At 30.8% G+C, this 18,361-nt stretch carries 15 protein-coding genes and 1 pseudogene; 13 read left to right on the top strand and 3 right to left on the bottom strand.

Annotated elements, in window-relative coordinates; genetic code table 11:
- Positions 1-128: 128 nt before the first annotated feature.
- The 6 genes and pseudogenes from QMG30_RS01235 to QMG30_RS01210 all read left to right on the top strand — a co-directional run.
- Positions 129-1,931: an ABC transporter ATP-binding protein gene (locus QMG30_RS01235; RefSeq protein ID WP_281811406.1), complete on the top strand. Its 1,803-nt coding sequence runs from the start codon at positions 129-131 to the stop codon at positions 1,929-1,931.
- Positions 1,924-3,672, top strand: a complete 1,749-nt coding sequence (locus tag QMG30_RS01230) for an ABC transporter ATP-binding protein (RefSeq protein ID WP_281811404.1) — start codon at positions 1,924-1,926, stop codon at positions 3,670-3,672. Before QMG30_RS01235 ends, QMG30_RS01230 begins: the two co-directional genes overlap by 8 nt.
- 88 nt (positions 3,673-3,760) lie before the next feature.
- A complete protein-coding gene (locus QMG30_RS01225) occupies positions 3,761-4,489 on the top strand; it encodes an energy-coupling factor transporter transmembrane component T family protein (protein WP_281811402.1) in 729 nt (242 codons plus the stop codon).
- Between the two features lie 26 nt (positions 4,490-4,515).
- Positions 4,516-6,012 (top strand): ABC transporter ATP-binding protein, encoded by a 1,497-nt coding sequence (locus QMG30_RS01220; protein WP_281811400.1) that lies wholly within the window; start codon positions 4,516-4,518, stop codon positions 6,010-6,012.
- Complete coding sequence (locus QMG30_RS01215; RefSeq protein WP_281811398.1) at positions 6,009-6,614, top strand: MptD family putative ECF transporter S component; 606 nt, start codon at positions 6,009-6,011, stop codon at positions 6,612-6,614. The genes QMG30_RS01220 and QMG30_RS01215 overlap by 4 nt, the downstream gene beginning before the upstream one ends.
- Before the next feature lie 89 nt (positions 6,615-6,703).
- A pseudogene (locus QMG30_RS01210) lies at positions 6,704-7,294 on the top strand (ATP-binding cassette domain-containing protein); the annotation flags it as partial.
- Positions 7,295-7,488: 194 nt separating this feature from the next.
- On the opposite strand, the gene QMG30_RS01205 reads toward QMG30_RS01210, so the two are convergent.
- Positions 7,489-8,670 (bottom strand): S8/S53 family peptidase, encoded by a 1,182-nt coding sequence (locus QMG30_RS01205; RefSeq protein WP_281811396.1) that lies wholly within the window; start codon positions 8,668-8,670, stop codon positions 7,489-7,491.
- Positions 8,671-8,911: 241 nt separating this feature from the next.
- On the opposite strand from QMG30_RS01205, the gene pcp reads away from it, so the two are divergent.
- The 4 genes from pcp (at position 8,912) to QMG30_RS01185 (ending at position 12,302) form a co-directional block, all read left to right on the top strand.
- A complete protein-coding gene (pcp, locus tag QMG30_RS01200; protein ID WP_281811394.1) occupies positions 8,912-9,553 on the top strand; it encodes a pyroglutamyl-peptidase I in 642 nt (213 codons plus the stop codon).
- Between the two features lie 24 nt (positions 9,554-9,577).
- Complete coding sequence (locus tag QMG30_RS01195) at positions 9,578-10,309, top strand: helix-turn-helix domain-containing protein (protein WP_281811392.1); 732 nt, start codon at positions 9,578-9,580, stop codon at positions 10,307-10,309.
- Positions 10,310-10,508: 199 nt separating this feature from the next.
- A complete protein-coding gene (locus QMG30_RS01190; RefSeq protein ID WP_281811390.1) occupies positions 10,509-11,261 on the top strand; it encodes an EFR1 family ferrodoxin in 753 nt (250 codons plus the stop codon).
- Between the two features lie 162 nt (positions 11,262-11,423).
- Positions 11,424-12,302 (top strand): LysR family transcriptional regulator, encoded by an 879-nt coding sequence (locus QMG30_RS01185; protein ID WP_281811388.1) that lies wholly within the window; start codon positions 11,424-11,426, stop codon positions 12,300-12,302.
- Positions 12,303-12,345: 43 nt separating this feature from the next.
- Here the strand turns inward: QMG30_RS01185 and QMG30_RS01180 are convergent, their stop codons facing one another.
- Positions 12,346-14,298 carry an oxidoreductase gene (locus QMG30_RS01180; protein ID WP_281811386.1) on the bottom strand — a complete coding sequence of 651 codons (1,953 nt, stop codon included), beginning with the start codon at positions 14,296-14,298 and terminating at the stop codon, positions 12,346-12,348.
- 261 nt (positions 14,299-14,559) lie between these two features.
- Between QMG30_RS01180 and QMG30_RS01175 the strand changes: the two genes are divergently transcribed.
- Together QMG30_RS01175 and QMG30_RS01170 are read left to right on the top strand one after the other, a co-directional pair.
- Positions 14,560-15,393 carry a MerR family transcriptional regulator gene (locus tag QMG30_RS01175; protein WP_281811384.1) on the top strand — a complete coding sequence of 278 codons (834 nt, stop codon included), beginning with the start codon at positions 14,560-14,562 and terminating at the stop codon, positions 15,391-15,393.
- Positions 15,394-15,489: 96 nt separating this feature from the next.
- Positions 15,490-16,476, top strand: a complete 987-nt coding sequence (locus QMG30_RS01170) for a serine hydrolase domain-containing protein (RefSeq protein ID WP_281811382.1) — start codon at positions 15,490-15,492, stop codon at positions 16,474-16,476.
- Between the two features lie 160 nt (positions 16,477-16,636).
- Here QMG30_RS01170 and QMG30_RS01165 read toward each other — a convergent pair whose 3' ends face one another.
- Complete coding sequence (locus tag QMG30_RS01165) at positions 16,637-17,527, bottom strand: alpha/beta hydrolase (protein WP_281811381.1); 891 nt, start codon at positions 17,525-17,527, stop codon at positions 16,637-16,639.
- A 156-nt stretch (positions 17,528-17,683) separates the two neighbouring features.
- Between QMG30_RS01165 and QMG30_RS01160 the strand changes: the two genes are divergently transcribed.
- Entirely contained in the window at positions 17,684-18,235 is a 552-nt protein-coding gene (locus QMG30_RS01160) for a TetR/AcrR family transcriptional regulator (RefSeq protein ID WP_281811378.1), read from the top strand.
- Positions 18,236-18,361 lie beyond the last annotated feature (126 nt).

The raw sequence follows: 18,361 nt of genomic DNA, 5'->3' as shown, positions 1-18,361 counted from the left end.
TTTTAATAAAATAAGGAGGTAATTGCACATAAGGATTAACTATGCATACTATCAATAAATAAATATCTTACTAGCAATTCAGGTAATAGGTACATAATATTCAAATAAATAAAAATAGAGGGATATGAATGAAGAAAAAAAATTGGTTAAGTATCGTTTCATTTTATGCAAAAGAATGTAAATTCAAGTTAGTAATATCGGTTTTCTTTGCTGTAATAAGTGTATTTGGAGGAATTGTTCCTTATATAGCAGTGTATCGTATTTTCATGTTATTCTTTGATGGAAACCAGACTACTGATAACATAATATATTGGTCGGGAATAGGTTTGGCTGGTTATGTAACCAAGGTAGCATTCCATAGTTTTTCTACTGTATTGTCACACATATCTGCATATAGAATATTACAGAGCATTAGATTATCTATATGTGATAAATTAATGAAAGTACCATTAGGAGTAGTGCTTAATGAATCAGCGGGTAAAATAAAAAATACAATAGTTGATAGAGTTGAAACTATAGAAATCCCGTTAGCACATATGATACCAGAGAGTCTTTCTAATCTTATATTATCTATATGTGTCCTAATATATCTTATAATTATAGATTGGCGAATGGCACTAGCATCGTTGATTTCAGTTTTTATTGGAGGTATAGCTTATGGTATTGTAATGAAAACGTATAATGAAAAATACGATGATTACATGAAATCAAGTAATCATGTCAACAGTGTTATAGTAGAGTATATAGAAGGAATTCAAGTGATAAAAGCATTTAACCAATCAGCTAAATCATATGAAAAATTTGAAAAAGCGGTTAATGAATTTAAAAATTACACATTGGATTGGTTTAAAAGTACTTGGAAGTTAATTAATTTCGCAAGTTCTGCTTTACCAACTTCACTATTAGGAACATTACCAGTAGGTTTATATCTATATATTAAAGGTTCACTAAATCCAGCTGATTTGACAATGTGCTTGTTATTATCTCTTGGTATCGTTGGTGCACTTACTAATTTTACCGTACTTGTAAATGATCTGAAATCTATACAATTTGCGTTAAGAGATGCATATGAATATGTTGGTATAGATGAATTACCAAACGCATCAAAGAAGAAAAAACTGAACTCATATAACATACAATTCAACAATGTAACTTTTTCTTATGATAACGACAATGAAGTTAAAAACGATGATAAAAGTGCTTTAATAGATATTAATTTGAATATAAAAGAGGGGCAATTTATAGCTTTTGTTGGAGCTTCAGGTAGCGGAAAATCAACAATAGCTAGAATGCTGGTGAGGTTCTGGGATGTAAGTGAAGGAGAAATCAAAATAGATGGTGTTAATATCAAAGACATTCCTATAGATCAGCTAATGGATTCAATAAGTTATGTAACGCAAGATAATTTTCTATTCAATTGCTCATTAATGGAAAATATCAGATTGGGTAATATTAATGCATCTGATGAAGAAGTAATTAGAGCTTCAAAAGCAGCTTGTTGTCATGAATTTATTGAAAAACTGGATAACAAGTATGATACTACTGCTGGTGAAGCAGGAGGTAAACTCTCAGGTGGAGAAAAACAAAGAATCGCTATTGCAAGAGCTATATTGAAGAATTCTCCTATAGTTATACTTGATGAAGCAACAGCTTTTACTGATCCAGAAAATGAAGATAAAATTCAAAAATCAATAGCGGAATTGACAAAAGGTAAGACGTTATTGGTAATTGCTCACAGGCTATCAACAATAAAGAATGCAGATAAAATCGTGATATTGAATAATGGAAAGATCAGAGATATTGGTGAGCATGAAGAGCTATTAAGTAAGTCAAGTTTATATAAAAACATGTGGGACGCACATATTGGAAGTAAACATTGGGCTGCCAGTAGTAACAAATCAAGTGATAGTGAGGTGCAATTAAGTGTTTAGAACAATAAAAAGAATAATTAGATGGACAGGAGACAGAAAAAAACGTATATATAAAGGATTTGTATATTCTTTCTTCAACTCATTATTCATAGCAATGCCAATTATGGGAACTGCCATTGGATTAAATCTTGTTATTGAAGATATGAATGGAACAAAAAAATTGACAACAGATTATGTTCTGTATTTATTAGGCTTCATGATTATTGCTCTACTAGGGAGATTTTTGTTTTCTTATCTAAAGGCAAAATCTCAAGAAAGTGTTGCATATGAAGTTACAGCAGACCAAAGGATAGAGATAGGTAATATATTAAAAAGAGTATCATTAGGATTTTTTGACAATCATAATGCGGGAGAAATAGCAGCATCTGTAACGACAGATCTTTCGTTTGTAGAAATGTACGGAATGAAAATGATTGATACTGTAGTTAACGGATACATTTGTGTTTTTACTATGATATTGTGTTTATTATTCTATAAGGTTGAGATTGGATTAATATGTTTTGCTGGTGTTTTGCTATCAGCATTCTTCTTGAAACTATTAGGAAATAAAAGTGATAAAAATGCACCAGAGCATCAATATGCTCAAGAATCAATGATTGCTTCTACAATAGAATATCTGAGAGGAATACCAATTGTAAAAGCTTTTAAGCAAGAAGGTGTTTCAAGAAAAGGTATAGAAGATGCTTATAAAAAAAGTAAAGATATCAATATTAAAATAGAGAAAGAATTCATTGTATTCAATAGTTTTCATGTTTTATCTCTAAAGATTGCCTCTATAGCTATTATCTGTGTATCAGCTTTAATGGCTAATAAGGGAACAATGGATATGCCAACAATGATTATGATGATTATGTTCTCCTTTGTTATTTTTGGTAATGTTGAAGTAATCAATAATGCTACACATGTATTAGAACTTATTGATGAGACAATGGATAAACTAGATAAAATCAACAGTGCTGAATATATAGATGAGAAGGGAGTAAATAAAGAACTATCCTCATATGATATAGAATTTGAGAATGTTAGTTTCGCTTATGATAAAAATGAGATATTAAAGAATGTTTCTTTTAATATTCCTCAGAAATCTACTACAGCTATTATAGGAGCTTCTGGTAGTGGTAAAACGACCATATGTAATTTAATAGCAAGATTTTATGATGTTAATGATGGGAAAATATTGATAGGTGGACAAAACATTAAAAACATGAAGTGTGACGGTCTTTTAGAAAATATTAGCATGGTATTTCAAAACGTGTATTTGTTCCATGACACAATATATAACAATATTAGATTCGGTAATCCGAATGCAAGTAAAAAAGATATCATAAAAGCTGCTAAAAAAGCTAGGTGCCATGATTTTATTATGAGTTTACCAGACAAATATGACACAATGATAGGGGATGCTGGTTCAACATTATCAGGTGGAGAAAAGCAAAGGATTTCCATTGCAAGAGCTATATTGAAAGATGCTCCTATAGTAATATTAGATGAAGCCACTGCAAGTGTCGACCCGGAAAACGAATATGAAATTCAAAGAGCGATAAGTTCACTTGTAGAAGGGAAAACTATGATTACAATAGCTCATAGATTAGCAACAATTCAAAATGCAGATCAGATTTTAGTTGTAGATAATGGAGAAATAGTACAAAAAGGAAGTCACGACCAATTATTAAAAGAGGAGGGTATATATAAAAATTTCTTGTCAATACGTGAGAAAGCAGAAGGATGGAGTATTGTTTAACTAGATAATAATATATTAATTAATCTTAACTTTCCCAATATCCATTAAGGAAAGTTGAGACTAAAAATAATAGATAAAGGTTGATTCAATGAATATATTAGACTTTAAGACATCAAAACCGGACCCTCGTGTTTTAATATTTTTGGTTATCGTGGTATCTGTATTAAGTTGTATGCTTTTTCAATTAACAATGCTATATGTACTTTTCCTTATTGTGGATATATTAATGTTATGCCAGAAAATGCAGAAGAAAGCTATTCGTTTTTTTGTGGTCTATAATGTATTAATAGTTGCAAGAAAAGCATTAACCTTAATCTCGACCTATTATATTAGTATGATTATATCAATGATAATTATCTTATTATTACATGTAATACCTATATATATGGTTTGCTTTGTTATGTTTAATAAAAATCATATGAATGAAATGATTACTGCATTAGAACATATGAAAATACCAAAAATATTTATTATTCCATTAGCAGTTGTGTATAGGTATATACCAACGATTACTGAAGAGATAAGTAATGTAAGAATTAGTCTTAAAATGAGAGGACTAAATACTTCTGTTATAGGGTTTATAATGCATCCAGTCAAAATGATTGAAAATTTTATGATGCCATTATTGATTAGAAGTGCTAAGATTGCTGATGAATTATCAGCAGCCACTCTTTGCAAAGGATTAGACCTCAATAATAAACGTACTTGCACTACAAAAGTAAGATTTGATTTTATTGATGGATGTTATTGTATCGCTTTCATATGTTTAGCGGCTTTAATTGTTTTTATTGATAAGAATTATTTGTTTTTCAATTAAAGAATGAAATTATTAAGGAGTATATTATGTTAAAAAATACAAAAACAGTTATTGACTATAGACATTTGTATTTCAAATATGAAGGTAGTAACGAAAAAGCATTATCAGATATTAATCTTACAATAGAAGAAGGAGAATTCATTGTACTTACAGGAAAAAGTGGATGTGGAAAAACTACCTTAACAAGATGTGTTAATGGGTTGATTTCTAATTTCTATAAAGGAGAATTTCAAGGTAACGCTAAGGTATGGGAACATGATTTAATTAAGGACTCAATAAGAGAGATATCCCGTGAAGTAGGATCCGTTTTCCAAGATCCTCGCTCACAATTTTTTACTTTGCATGTTAAAACCGAAATTCCATTTTCAAGTGAGAATTATGGAATTGATTGTGAGATCATTCAAGAGAACATAAAGAAATCAGTTTATGATCTTAAGCTTAATAATTTAATCAATAAGAGTCTACTTAATTTATCAAGTGGTGAAAAACAAAAAATTGCTATTGCATCTGTATATACTCTTGGAGCTTTTATATATGTACTTGATGAACCTTCTTCTAATCTAGATTACGAAGGGACTAAGCAACTAGGCGAGATATTGAAGAAATTAAAAGAAAAAGGACACACTATAATAATATCAGAACATAGACTTAATTATCTTAAAAACCTAGCTGATAGAGTTGTATATATGGAAGAGGGTAAGATTAAGGAAATAATAGATGGGAAAGATTTTATAAAAAAATCACCACTATGGCTCGCTAAAAATGATCTTAGACAATTAAATATAAGCCCTATAGATATAATTAAATATAGAAATAGTCAAGATACAAGAAATACTAATCCTCCTATACTGAAAGCAATGAATTTATCTTTTAAATATAGAGGAGGAAAGAACATATTAGATAATATCTCATTTAATACTTATGGCGGGGATATTATAGGAATAATAGGTAAAAATGGAGCTGGTAAAAGTACATTATTAAAAATTCTGATGGGACTTGAAAAACCTAATAAAGGTGAAATATACATAGATAATAAGAAGACATCAAAACGTGTAAGAATCAAGAATTCAACTTATGTAATGCAGGATGTAGATTATCAGCTATTCGCTCCTAGTGTATTGGAGGAAATGATCATCGGATTAAAAGATTCAGAAGAAATAAGAGATAAAGCAAGAAAATACTTGGAGTTTTTTAATCTATTAAAATACATTGATAGACATCCAGCATCACTTTCAGGTGGGCAAAAACAAAGATTAGCGATAGCTATGGCGTGTATGAAAGATTCAAGATTACTATTTTTTGATGAACCAACAAGTGGATTAGACGCAGCTAACATGAAACAAGTTAGTAGTGCAATAAAAAAAATATCAAATGGTAATAGATGCATATTTGTTATTACCCACGATGAAGAATTCGCAAGCATTACATTCAATAAGATACTCAGATTGAACGAAGATAAAACTATTACCTTTCGTAATATGAATAACGAAAAAAATAATTACATAAAGGAGAATTTGGCATGAGTAATACCAAAAACAATAGTAAAGTAAAAGATTTGATAACAATAGGTATATTTAATGCTCTACTTATAGTAGTGTTTGGAGCTATAGCGTGTACAGTAGGATTTTTCCCACCTATTTTAATAATACTGCCTCTAATTCTATCTACCATTGGTGGATTGATTTTCATGTTGATGATAACTAAAGCACCCATGAGAGGTATATTCATAATAAGTAGTGCACTGTTAGGACTTGTACTATTTAATATGGCACCTGGTGGTAGTATGTTTATAACAACTTTAGCAGGAGGAATAATAGGAGAGATAATCTATAACATATTAGGTAGAAAGAAATTCGTATCTATTGCGATAGGATATTCATGCTATATGTTGGGATTGGCACTTGGTGAATATTATCCTTTCCTATATATGCAAGAAGAATACATTAAATTATATGCACAGAAAGGCAGTCAATCTCTACCAGTCGCACAAAAATGTATAGAAATCATGACTCCAGAGTTAATGATAATATTAAGTGTGTTAACTATAATTACATCTGTATTAGGTTGCTTGTGGGGTAGAAAAATGTTGCATAAGCATTTTCTGAAAGCAGGTATTGCTAGGTAATCGATTTCTTACATAAGCTTGGAATTGATGATTTTTAGTTTACTTATTGTGTTAAAAAGAAGCAACTTTCATTTTAGAAAAGTACTTTTGCCAAATTATTGATAAAATTGTATGATATTGATGCTGTAGAATTGAAAATAAATCAGAGAGATTATAAGGATGTATCAAAAGAATATTTAAGAGAGAATATAACTTACATTCAAAAAGAAGATTTTTTCTTTGATGATACTATATTCAATAACATGAAATTGGGGAATGAAAATGCAACCGATGAAGAAATCATTGATTTGTGCAAAAAAGTTGGTATAGACGATTATATAAATACACTTCCTGAAAAATATGAAACAGTAATTGGAGAAGGAGCTTTTACTCTTTCTAGTGGGCAAAAGCAAAAACTGAGTCTTGTTCGTGCATTACTAAGAAATACTAAAATATATGTATGTGATGAAGTGACAGCAAATTTGGACGGACAATCTGAAAAAAATGTAGTATCTATTTTTAAAGAAGTTAGTAAAAATGCAATAGTAATTTTCATCAGTCATAAAATAGCTTCAATTGTAGAAAGTGATGAAATATATTTAATTGATTCTGGAAAAGTTGTGGACAGTGGAAAGCATAATAAAAATCAGAAAGGAATTCACTTTATAATAAATTGTTCAAGAGTGTTAGTTGAAAAATAAATCTCAAATTACTTAAGTCAGTTAGCTGATAAAAGAAAAGAATTAGAGAAAGAATAAAGGGTAAATCAAAAAGTTATAAATAAGAAATGTTAATTAGATATAATAATGATATTCATCTTAATAAACAGTTAGAATATGCTACGTAAAAAAGTAAAGGTATTATTTTTTACCTTTACTTTTGTTATATTTATATATTAATTCAATTTTTTAATAGCCTCAAATAGCTTAGTAGGATTAACTAGAACCTGGTTATTAGCTTTCCCTCCATCCATAAGATCACCAGTTAGAATTGCTTGTGTCCAGAATTCATCAGGTGTAATGTTTTCGTTGACTTGACATGCCAATGCATATAATCCGCTAATATAAGGTACAACCATACTCCATGCACCTCTAGTATACATAACATAATCTTCATTACCTGTGGCACTTGCAACATATCTGGCATCCATTGGTATCAACAATATACCTTTTTTATCTTGATAAAATGGAAATATATAATCTTTTAATTTATATGAATCAAATGAATCAGGATTTGATAAAGGTTCTCTTAGAGCACCGTCATAATAATAATTATGAGTATCTAATAATTTTGCAGATATTACGAATAGTCCCTCTTTCTTTGCCAATTCAATAGCTTCAGTAACTTTTTTACCATTCTCAGTTTCGTTATCCCATCCGGAAGAAATGGAAACTACTTTTATTTTCTGTTCATCAGGTAGGTTGGTATTGATTTCTATAATTTTTCTTATGGCATTACTTAGATGTAAATAAGCTTCTTCATAATCAATAATACCATCAGTATAAGCGAAATAATATATGTTAGCTTCTGGAAGAATTCCTACATTTTTACCAGCTAGAATAGATGTTATTGGTGTACCATGATAATGTGCAGGACCACTCATTTTATACATTTCTTCATAATATACTAATCGGTCTTCATATTCACAATGATCTAGGAGAAGTCTAGTATCTATAACGGCAACATTGATATCTTTTCCAGTTAGACCTTTTTCATGTAGTTTTTTGATATCTAAACCAGGATTTTTGCCATATTCTATTATTTTATCTATATCTACATTCGTTTGAAAATCTTCAGGCCATTTTGTATTAGTATCAAATACAGAAAACAAAATATTATTGTAGCTAACAGCAAGTTTAGATAAATCATATCCTCTGAATTCATATCTGCCTGAAATTTCATCTCTCACTTCTTCAATGCTATCAATATTTTCTCTGTCATAAATTAAAGGTTCAGGTAAATTAGGGCAAATTATCACCTTTTCATCTTGTCCATGTTCAGAAGATTCTTGGACGGGTGTGCATCCAAAACAAAAACTCATACATAGAACTAATAAAATGGATATGTATTTCTTCATATTTAACCTCCCTTATATTAGCAATATTGCTAATTTTTATTAATTAAATTATACATTTATAAGTATATACTGTCAATTGAATATAAAACATTGAAATGTCTTGAGATAATAAAAATATTAGAGATGAATTTTGCTTATTCTATTTTATTAGTTGATGTAACAAAACAGAACTCTTAAATAAATGAATTTCAACACAGTTTTATAATTATATGATAGAATAACTACGTAAAGGAGATGAACTATGAAAGTATTAATCACAGGGTTTGATCCATTTGGAGAAGAGAGTATTAATCCATCTTATGAACTAATAAGACAGATGTCTGATGTTATATGTGAATGTGAGATTATAAAAAAAGAGATACCTACTGTTTTCAATAAATCAATAGACATTCTAGAAAGTATTATAGAAAAAGAGCAACCAGATATCGTAATCTGTATTGGACAGGCTGGTGGTGAATGTGCCATAAGAATTGAACGTTTTGCCCTTAACTTGAACGAAGCTAGAATTCAAGATAACGAAGGAAAGCAACCAATTGATGAGCCTATAAAAGTAGATGGCAAAATTGGATATTTTTCAACATTGCCAGTAAAAGCTATTTTAAAAGGATTGAAGGAAAACAATATACCAGCAACACTCTCATATACAGCAGGAACATTCGTATGTAACAATCTAATGTATGGTCTTATGTATTTGATAGATACTAAATATCCAAATATCAGAGGAGGATTTATACATGTACCGTATTTGCCTGAACAAGTGTTGGATAAGAAAAATATGCCATCTATGAGTTTGGATATGATGATTAAGTCTATAGAACTCGCAATTAAAATAATCATAGAAAATGATAGGGATATAATATATACAGCTGGAACATTACATTAAAATGATAATTAAGGGGATAAAAGAATGTCAGAAATCATTAAATTCTGTAATCCTATGATAATATTAGCAGATTATAAAAATCCAGAACGCCACAAACATCTTGCTTCACATATAATCATTTCTTTAGGTGATGAGATGGAATGGTTGATTGAAAATGAAAATGTCAAGTGTCGTGGAATCTGTATTGATTCAAATGTTATACATACAGGAAAAACAAATGAGGAAGGTTCAATTGTATTTATATTTACTGATATAAGCAGATATGCTGTACCTATAAAGGAAAAATATCTTAAGGGAAATCCTTATGAGGTCATAGATGATGATATTGTAGATAGAGTAATAAAGGAATATGTAAACAATAAGGACAATACACAAAAACTTGATTCAATATTGCTCCATTACTGTGGGATAGATAATTCATATGATTATTGTTATGAAGAAAGAGTTAAGAAAATCATATCTTACATTAATGGATTAGAAACTATTGAAAAAACAATAGTTGAAGATTTGAGCAATAAGGTATATTTGTCAAAGAGTAGGTTATCCCACCTATTCAGGGAACAGACAGGTATGACATTACATAGTTATCTGGCATTTGAAAAGTTTCGTAAAACTTATAAATACTATTGTGAAGGTATGAATATCACTGAAGCATGTATGTTAGCAGGATTTGGCGGCTCATCACATTGTGCATCAACTTGTAAGAGAATGTTTGGTATATCTCTAAGAGATGTGTATAAGACAATGAAAAAATAGCAACTAATTGAAAGTAATTATATATCTATTTGTATTAGAATAAACATGTCCAAGCAGATTTTATATTAATAGAATCAAAAAGCTATGAGTTAAAAATGTAATGCAGGATGGTTTAAGGATAGAAAACAGATACTATAATAACAATGATTCAACCAATAAAATCTAAGGATAATAGTGAAAGAAATGTTGGAGGTATAATATGAATAAGATATATTATTTTACAGGTACTGGTAACAGTTTGCAGATTGCCAATGATTTGAACGAGAAGCTCAGTCAATGTTCAGTACATAAGATTGCAAAATATTCAGGAGAAAAAATTGATACAAAAACACTAGGAATTGTTTTCCCAGTATATTATTGGGGGCTACCACTGGTTATCTGTGATTTTTTATGTAAGTTGGATGTTTCGGAGAATACGTATATATATGCTATTGCTAATTATGGAGGACTTCCAGGTAAAGCACTTGACCAGTGTGAGCATATATTGAAAGAAAAGGGATTGAAACTATCAGCAGGATTTTTAATTAATATGCCTGGCAATTATATCTTTGGTTACGGAGCTAAGAGCAAAAAAGTGCAGGAGAAGTTATTTGAAAAAGAGTCTAAGAGAATTGTTGACATATATGATTGTGTAAAAACAAGAAAAGAATCTAAGATAGAGAAAAGTCATGCCGTTATAGACCGTCTGTTTTATAATAGTTTTTACAAACATATCAATGAGTTCCATGAAGCAGATAAATATTTTACAGTGGATAACAATTGCATTGGATGTGGTTTGTGTGCAGAGAGATGTCCAGTAGATAATATCACAATGGTCAAGGGTAAACCAAGTTGGAATCATCATTGTGAATTATGTGCGTCCTGTATTCAAAGTTGTCCAAACAAAGCAATTGATTACAAAGGTAAGACGAAAAAAAGAAAACGATACTTGAATCCTAATGTGAAATTGTAGTTGATGAATATAAAAGTTGTAATATACTTAAGCTAGGGATAATTAATGTAGAAAAAATATGTGTAAATAAAACTGGATTGATGGTATTATAAATCAGTAGAGATATGAAAATAATACTGTATTGAATGTATTATAATAAGTGCAATGGAAAGGGGTATACTATTGGAAATCAAAGATTTTAAATATTTTACGTCCGTATGTAAATATAAGAATATATCAAAAGCAGCAAAATCCTTATATATCTCTCAACAAGCGTTAAGTACCTCAATCAAAAACCTTGAAAAGAGATTAAAGACCAAGCTTTTCAATAGAACACCTACGGGTGTAGAACTAACTAATGACGGATTGTACTTATATGAAAAAGTAGATACTCTCTTAAAGCAATATGATTCCGTTTGCGATGATATTTACTCACATTTTGATATCAATAAGGGGACAATCTCTATTGGTATATCTTTAGGGGTATTGCGCTCATTGTCACCGATGATATTTATAGATTTCATGAATGATTATACTGATATCAAGGTTGAAACAATGGATTATCTTGATGAATTATGCAAAGATATGGTTTTAAATGAAAACATAGATACTGCAATTAGCATTAAACCAGTTTACTCAAATAATATTGATTTTATATCTATCAAATCAGAACCACTTATGCTGTTGGTAAATAAAGATAATGATTTTGCCAAATTGAAAACAGTCAATATCAAGAAATTAAAAAACGAGCCATTAATTACATGTGATGAAAGATTGCAATTATATCACTATCAGGTTGAAAAATTCAGACAGCACAATATTTCACCAAATTTTATCTTTAAGACTAATGAAATTGAAGTTATGACAGCTCTTGTAAGTGAGAATAGAGGTATGCTGATTTGTGCAGAACACGTTTGGTTAGAAACTAGATACAATAATGTTGTAGCAATACCTTTTGAAGATAAGACTTTCATTTGGGAATATGGTTTCTTGTTGAAGAAAGATAAACCAGTATCTAAGATTGTGAAAAAATTGATAGACTATATAATAAAAAAAGGTTGAAGGACCAAGAATTCTATAGTATTCTTGGTTCCTTCAATTGTGGTTAAATCTCTACTGCAACATTGAAAGCTGAGTGAATAGCATTGTGAATATCCTTAACAGTGGCACAATCGCCAACAACATATGTTTCAGGAATTAATGAATTTAATTCATTTACTGATTCAACTGTAGGTTTCATTCCTAGAGCAATTACTACAGTATCGGCCTTTACCATGCTTCTCTTCCAATTTCTATCAATTATATCAACACCGTTTTCATTGATTTTCTCAACTTTAACATTACCGATCAATTTAACATTGTGTTCTTTTAGTAAATCAAATAAGTCTATTTTGTTAACTATAAAGTTTTCGCTACACAATGATTCAACTGGCATCATATCAACAACAGTTACTTTTTTACCTTTTTGTGCTAGAGCTAATGCGCTTTCACATCCAGAAAGTCCACCACCACAGATAACTACTTCTTCTCCTATTTCTACATTACCTTTATCAGCTTCAAACACTGAAATTACATTTTTTCCATCAATTCCATCTATTGGTGGAATTATTGGTGTAGATCCTGTACATACTACAAGGGCATCAGGGTTAACCTGTTCAACTATTTCTTTAGTTACTTCTGTATTTAAAATTATCTTGGCACCACAGTTCTCTATATTCTTTACTTGCCAATCAAGATATCTCTTTAAATCTCTCTTGAATGGTAATATGCTTGCCTCATGAAGTAGCCCGCCAAGACGATTAGCTTTATCATAAATAGTAACATCATGTCCACGTTTTACAGCAGTTTCCGCAGCCATCATTCCTGCCACACCACCTCCAACAATCATAACATTTTTTTTCTTATCTGATTTTTGGATTGTCCTGTATTTTGTTTCACGACCTACAACTGGATTTAGACTACAACGGACTGGCCAACCTGGAAAAATTGATTTTATACAATTGTAGCAACGCATACAAGGTCTGATTTTATTACTTTCACCTCTATAGCCTTTGGTTACAGTTTCACCATCAACTAAAAGTGCACGTGCCATACCAATAACATCAGCCTGTCCCTTTTCTAGAATTTCTTCAGCTTCTTCAAGAGTAGTGACAGCTCCAACTACACATACTGGTATATCAAGAGCAGCCTTTACCTTAGCTGAGTTTTCAGCATTTACACAATGCTCAGATAAGTAAGTTGGTAACGTATACTTAGCATAGTTCAAGTCTACAATTAATCCTCTTGATATATGAACCATATCTAGATCTTCTTGAGCTACCTTAAGAAATTCAATAACTTCGTCAACCTTCATACCACCAGGTGTACATTCATCTGCACTAATACGAAAATCTATTGCAATCTTGTTTCCACATTTTGCTCTGATGGCTTTGATTATTTCGAGTGGGAATCTCATACGATTTTCAAGACTGCCTCCATACCAGTCAGTACGTTTATTGCTTAATGGTGAGAGGAATTGAGCAATAAGATTACCATGTGCACCATGTAGCATTACCATATCAAATCCTGAAACCATACATCTGTATGCACAGTCAGAGAATTTATTAATAATGTCATCAATGTCTCTTTGAGTTAACTCTTTTATATATCTAGCTTTTCCTTGAAGAGGAATATTTGATGGTGCTAAGGCATCTCCTACAAGCAAATCTGTATGTGCAGCACGTCCAGCATGATTGAGCTCTACTGATAATTTACAGCCAAATCTATGCACTTCTTCTGCAAGTCGCGAAAGTCCCATGATATCTTTATCTCTTGTAATTGATAATGCACCTAGAAAATCTTCTGCTTTTTCAGCATCAATTGCTGTGGCTCCAATTGTTACAACGGAAGCACCAGTTCTAGCTTGAGCTCCAAGAAAATCAACGAGTTCTGTTGTAACTCTTCCTTCCGCATCCGCATGACAAGAAACAAGTGGAGTGAATGTAATACGATTTTTAATTGTCATATTACCGACTTGTAATGGTTTGAATATATTTGGATAATTATTGAATTTAGGCATACTTAGCATCTCCTTTAAGTTATTTTACACCTATAAATAGTTTGTTAAATTTTTGACACAAATCATTAACTAAATTATACTTGATTTAAAAGCCTTAATAAAACAGAAAAAATTTGTTCAGTCCACAACTAAAATTTGTAGTGTCCACCTAGCATAAGTAGTTGCAGATTTTAAAAGATAAAATCCTCCCTTGACTTTACCCTTAGGGCAAGGTGTAAGATAATGGTAAACATACAGGATACGCTGAAAGGAGGATAATCTATGTTATCTATTGGAGAGTTTTCGAATATATGCAAGGTATCTACTAAAACCCTTCGTTATTATGCAGAAATAGGGTTAATCATGCCTGTTGAAATCAATCCTGAAAATGGCTATAGATATTATTCCATTGAACAATTAGAAACCATGTTGTTTATCAACCGACTAAAATCATACAAATTTTCTTTGGAAGAAATCAAAACAATCCTGGAATCCGAAGAATCAATGGATGAAAAGCTTTATTTAGTTCTTACCAAGAAGAGAAAAGAAATGGAGAAACAAGTACAGGATATTAAAAGAAATCTAGACCAACTGAATGATGATATATCAAATCTGAAACAAGGAAAATCAATGATGTCATATCTTGAGGATATCGATGTTAGGCTTGTGGAAGTACCTAAGATGTATCTTTTATCTATCCGAAAAATGGTTCTTGAATATGAATTTGCTGAAGAATATGGTAATTGTTTTACTGATTTATTCAAAAAAATTAATAATGATAAACTAACCATGTTTGCCCCACCAATGGTACTTTTTCATAGCCCAGAATTTACTCCATTCGGTTTGGACACAGAATTTGCCATTCCGGTAAAAGAGTATGTTACAGGTACAAGAGATTTTAACCCAGGACTATGTTTGAAGACAGTTCTGTATGGCTCTTATTCTAACTTATCTTCTGTATATACTAAACAACGTGAATGGGCAGAAAAGGAAGGATATGAATCTGACAACGCCCTCTATGAAGTGTATGTAACTGACCCTTCACAAGTTCAAAAAGAGAGTGAACTCATAACTGAAATATACTATCCTGTCAAAAAGAAAGTGTCAAATAACTAGACTAATAAGCTACGATTACTCAACTTTCATATTAGAATAGGAACTAAGAAATATGATGGAGTTGAAAAGACAATAACTTATAAAGGAGAAGATTATATGAATCAAGAAATAGTAAAAGAGTTGGAAAAGAAAATAAACAATGAGCATAATAATATTGCAGGTATGGTTGTACTAAAAGATGGTAAAACACTGTATGAGAAGTACTTTAATGACTGTAATAATACTAGCCGGTTACATGTTTACTCAGTAACAAAAAGCATCGTTTCAATATTGATGGGGATTGCCATGGATAAAGGGTATATCAAAAGTATCAACCAGAAAGTATTGGATTTCTTTCCTGATTACATAGTCAAAAGAGGAGAAAAAACAATACAGAATGTTACACTTAAGAATCTGATGACAATGACAGCTCCTTACAAATATAATTCTTCTGTACCCTACATAAAATATTTCACTAGTGATGATTGGGTAAAATTTACTCTTGATCTATTAGGAGGTAAGGGAGAGATAGGAAAATTTAAATATACTCCTCTCATTGGACCAGATATTCTATCGGGCATCCTTATAAAATCAACTGGGCAATCTGTGCTTGATTTCGCAACAGAAAATTTATTTTCACCACTGGGAATAACTGTTGAGGATAATGTGGTTTTTCATAGCAAAGAAGAACAACTAGCATTTAATCAAGCTAATGACATCAGTGGCTGGGTTGCTGATTCAAATGGAGTGAATACAGGAGGATGGGGACTTACTCTTTCTCCTTTGGATATGGCTAAGATAGGGCAATTGTATCAAAATAGGGGAATGTGGAATGGAAGGCAAATTGTATCGGTAGCATGGATCGACGAGAGTATGAAGGAGCATAGCCGATGGGAAGAAATGAATCTTTCCTATGGATATTTATGGTGGATTATTGATGATGATGAACATGCCTGTGCAGCTATGGGAGATGGAGGAAATGTGATTTATTTCAATGCCAAGAAAAAAATAGTGGTTTCTATTGCTGCATTTTTTAGACAAGATGTAAAAGATAGTTTAGAACTTATAAAAGAACATATTGAACCCATATTTGAAAATCGTTAATAGTGAATAAGGTTATATATACTCTATCATCAAGAAAATGCATAAGAAATATTGTTTGAAAACAGATATTCTACATATTTAAAGTAAAGGTATTGATTACACAATTACACCTTTACTTTTTTAATCTATAGCTAGCATAAACACAAACTCATATATAGAACTAATTTCTCTCATAGATAAATGTATTAATCATATCAATATAGTTTTCTGGGTTGATCATTAAAGCAAGGTGCCCGCCATCTATATTATTAACAACTGTAGATTTTGGCATCAATCGTATCAAAGCCTCTCTAAGCTCGTCACAGAAGAAAGTATCCTGTTCTGAAAAAATAAGCATTACTTCATTTTGAAAAGATTTGAAGTCAGCTGGTTTATGTGTACCATATACATTCATCAAGTCTCCTAGTAATAAATCCATGTGATACCAATATTCTTTATTGATAGAGTCTCTTAATAAATCAATAACAGGGTTAAAGTTTTGGGCAGTTTTGTATTGAGAAGATACTTTCTTGAATACTAGTTTTAAAAACGGTGGTAGCAATATATTAGGAACGAGTCTGTCTTTTCTTAGGTTTTTCTTAAGTTTTTTTGGACTGATGAATTTAATTATATTAGCAATTCCTTTGTATGTCAGGTCATTATACATAGAGCATGTACCAGATAAAATCAGACCCTTCAATGATTCAGGATGTCTTTTTGCCATTACTTGAGCAAATAGTCCACCATAGGATTGTCCTACTAAGTAAACATTATGTATATCCAATTGCATGAGTAACTCTGCAAAAGCATCAGCTAGTTTGGCATTGGTATTAAATGCTTTCGGATAATTGAATATCAGTAAATTATATTTATCTGCAAATGAACTGAACAATAAAAAGAATGAATCAGCTAGACCAGTTCCACCAGCTAGAAAAACTAACGTAATATCCTTTGCTGGGTTAACATTTCTATAATAGCGATAGGGAAAATCTTCGTTATCAATATGTGCATGTTTTATTGGCATCAGAGTATTGTATTTTTCAAATTCTTCCTTCATATTTGTTTTTAACATAGATGAACCTCCTACGATTTTTTATAGCAACATAATATCTATGACACACTTGTGCCATATGCTTTTAATGTAGTATAATACTAAAAGATATTTTTTACAATAAATCAGTAAATATAGGCACATTATTCAAAAAATGTGCCATGAGGAGTAGATATGATGGAGATTACAGTCACTCAAACACAAGAGTGGATTATGAATGCGTTACTAACTTTAATGTATAAGAGAAAATATAGGAAAATAACTATTGTTGATATTGCTTCAAAAGCACATATAGGACGTAGAACGTTTTATAGGCATTTCAGAAATAAAGATGATATATTAATTCTTTATTGTAATGTAATATTAAAAGATTTTGCTCAAAAGATACGTGAAAAAGATGAGATGACGCTATATTCTGTTAGTGTATCTTATTTTGAATTCTGGAACCAGCATTTGGATTTTCTTAAGCTGCTACGAAAATCTGATATGCTATATTTTGTTGGAGATAGATTGCCTGAATTCTTAGCATATGTAGCTATTTTGGTAGACCATGTATTACTAGAAGAAATAGAGGATACCATGAAGCGACAGGACAGTTTATATTATGCTCATCATTTCAATATGGGTGGATACTGGAGCATTACGACTATATGGATGGAAAAAGAACAACGTGAAACTCCAGAACAAATGGCGACAATAGTGGAAAAAATAATATATAGAAAACTATAATATAATGGGCATATGGAGGTGGAGAAGAGGCATTTACATATATCTATTCAAAAGATTGCAATAGAGATGTTATAATATAGAGAACGAAAACAATTGAGAAAATATTCTAGAGAAATAATTTGAAAA

The sequence above is a fragment of the Vallitalea longa genome, assembly GCF_027923465.1.
Lineage (GTDB): Bacteria > Bacillota > Clostridia > Lachnospirales > Vallitaleaceae > Vallitalea > Vallitalea longa.
This window is presented reverse-complemented; position numbering and strand designations above follow the sequence as displayed.

Excerpts from the sequence above, each read along its gene's own strand:
- QMG30_RS01190 (WP_281811390.1), top strand. The coding sequence starts at position 10,509 with ATGAATAAGATATATTATTTTACAGGTACTGGTAACAGTTTGCAGATT.
- QMG30_RS01205 (WP_281811396.1), bottom strand. The coding sequence starts at position 8,670 with ATGAAGAAATACATATCCATTTTATTAGTTCTATGTATGAGTTTTTGT.
- QMG30_RS01225 (WP_281811402.1), top strand. The coding sequence starts at position 3,761 with ATGAATATATTAGACTTTAAGACATCAAAACCGGACCCTCGTGTTTTA.
- QMG30_RS01165 (WP_281811381.1), bottom strand. The coding sequence starts at position 17,527 with ATGTTAAAAACAAATATGAAGGAAGAATTTGAAAAATACAATACTCTG.
- pcp (WP_281811394.1), top strand. The coding sequence starts at position 8,912 with ATGAAAGTATTAATCACAGGGTTTGATCCATTTGGAGAAGAGAGTATT.
- QMG30_RS01160 (WP_281811378.1), top strand. The coding sequence starts at position 17,684 with ATGGAGATTACAGTCACTCAAACACAAGAGTGGATTATGAATGCGTTA.
- QMG30_RS01235 (WP_281811406.1), top strand. The coding sequence starts at position 129 with ATGAAGAAAAAAAATTGGTTAAGTATCGTTTCATTTTATGCAAAAGAA.
- QMG30_RS01195 (WP_281811392.1), top strand. The coding sequence starts at position 9,578 with ATGTCAGAAATCATTAAATTCTGTAATCCTATGATAATATTAGCAGAT.
- QMG30_RS01220 (WP_281811400.1), top strand. The coding sequence starts at position 4,516 with ATGTTAAAAAATACAAAAACAGTTATTGACTATAGACATTTGTATTTC.
- QMG30_RS01180 (WP_281811386.1), bottom strand. The coding sequence starts at position 14,298 with ATGCCTAAATTCAATAATTATCCAAATATATTCAAACCATTACAAGTC.
- QMG30_RS01170 (WP_281811382.1), top strand. The coding sequence starts at position 15,490 with ATGAATCAAGAAATAGTAAAAGAGTTGGAAAAGAAAATAAACAATGAG.
- QMG30_RS01215 (WP_281811398.1), top strand. The coding sequence starts at position 6,009 with ATGAGTAATACCAAAAACAATAGTAAAGTAAAAGATTTGATAACAATA.
- QMG30_RS01175 (WP_281811384.1), top strand. The coding sequence starts at position 14,560 with ATGTTATCTATTGGAGAGTTTTCGAATATATGCAAGGTATCTACTAAA.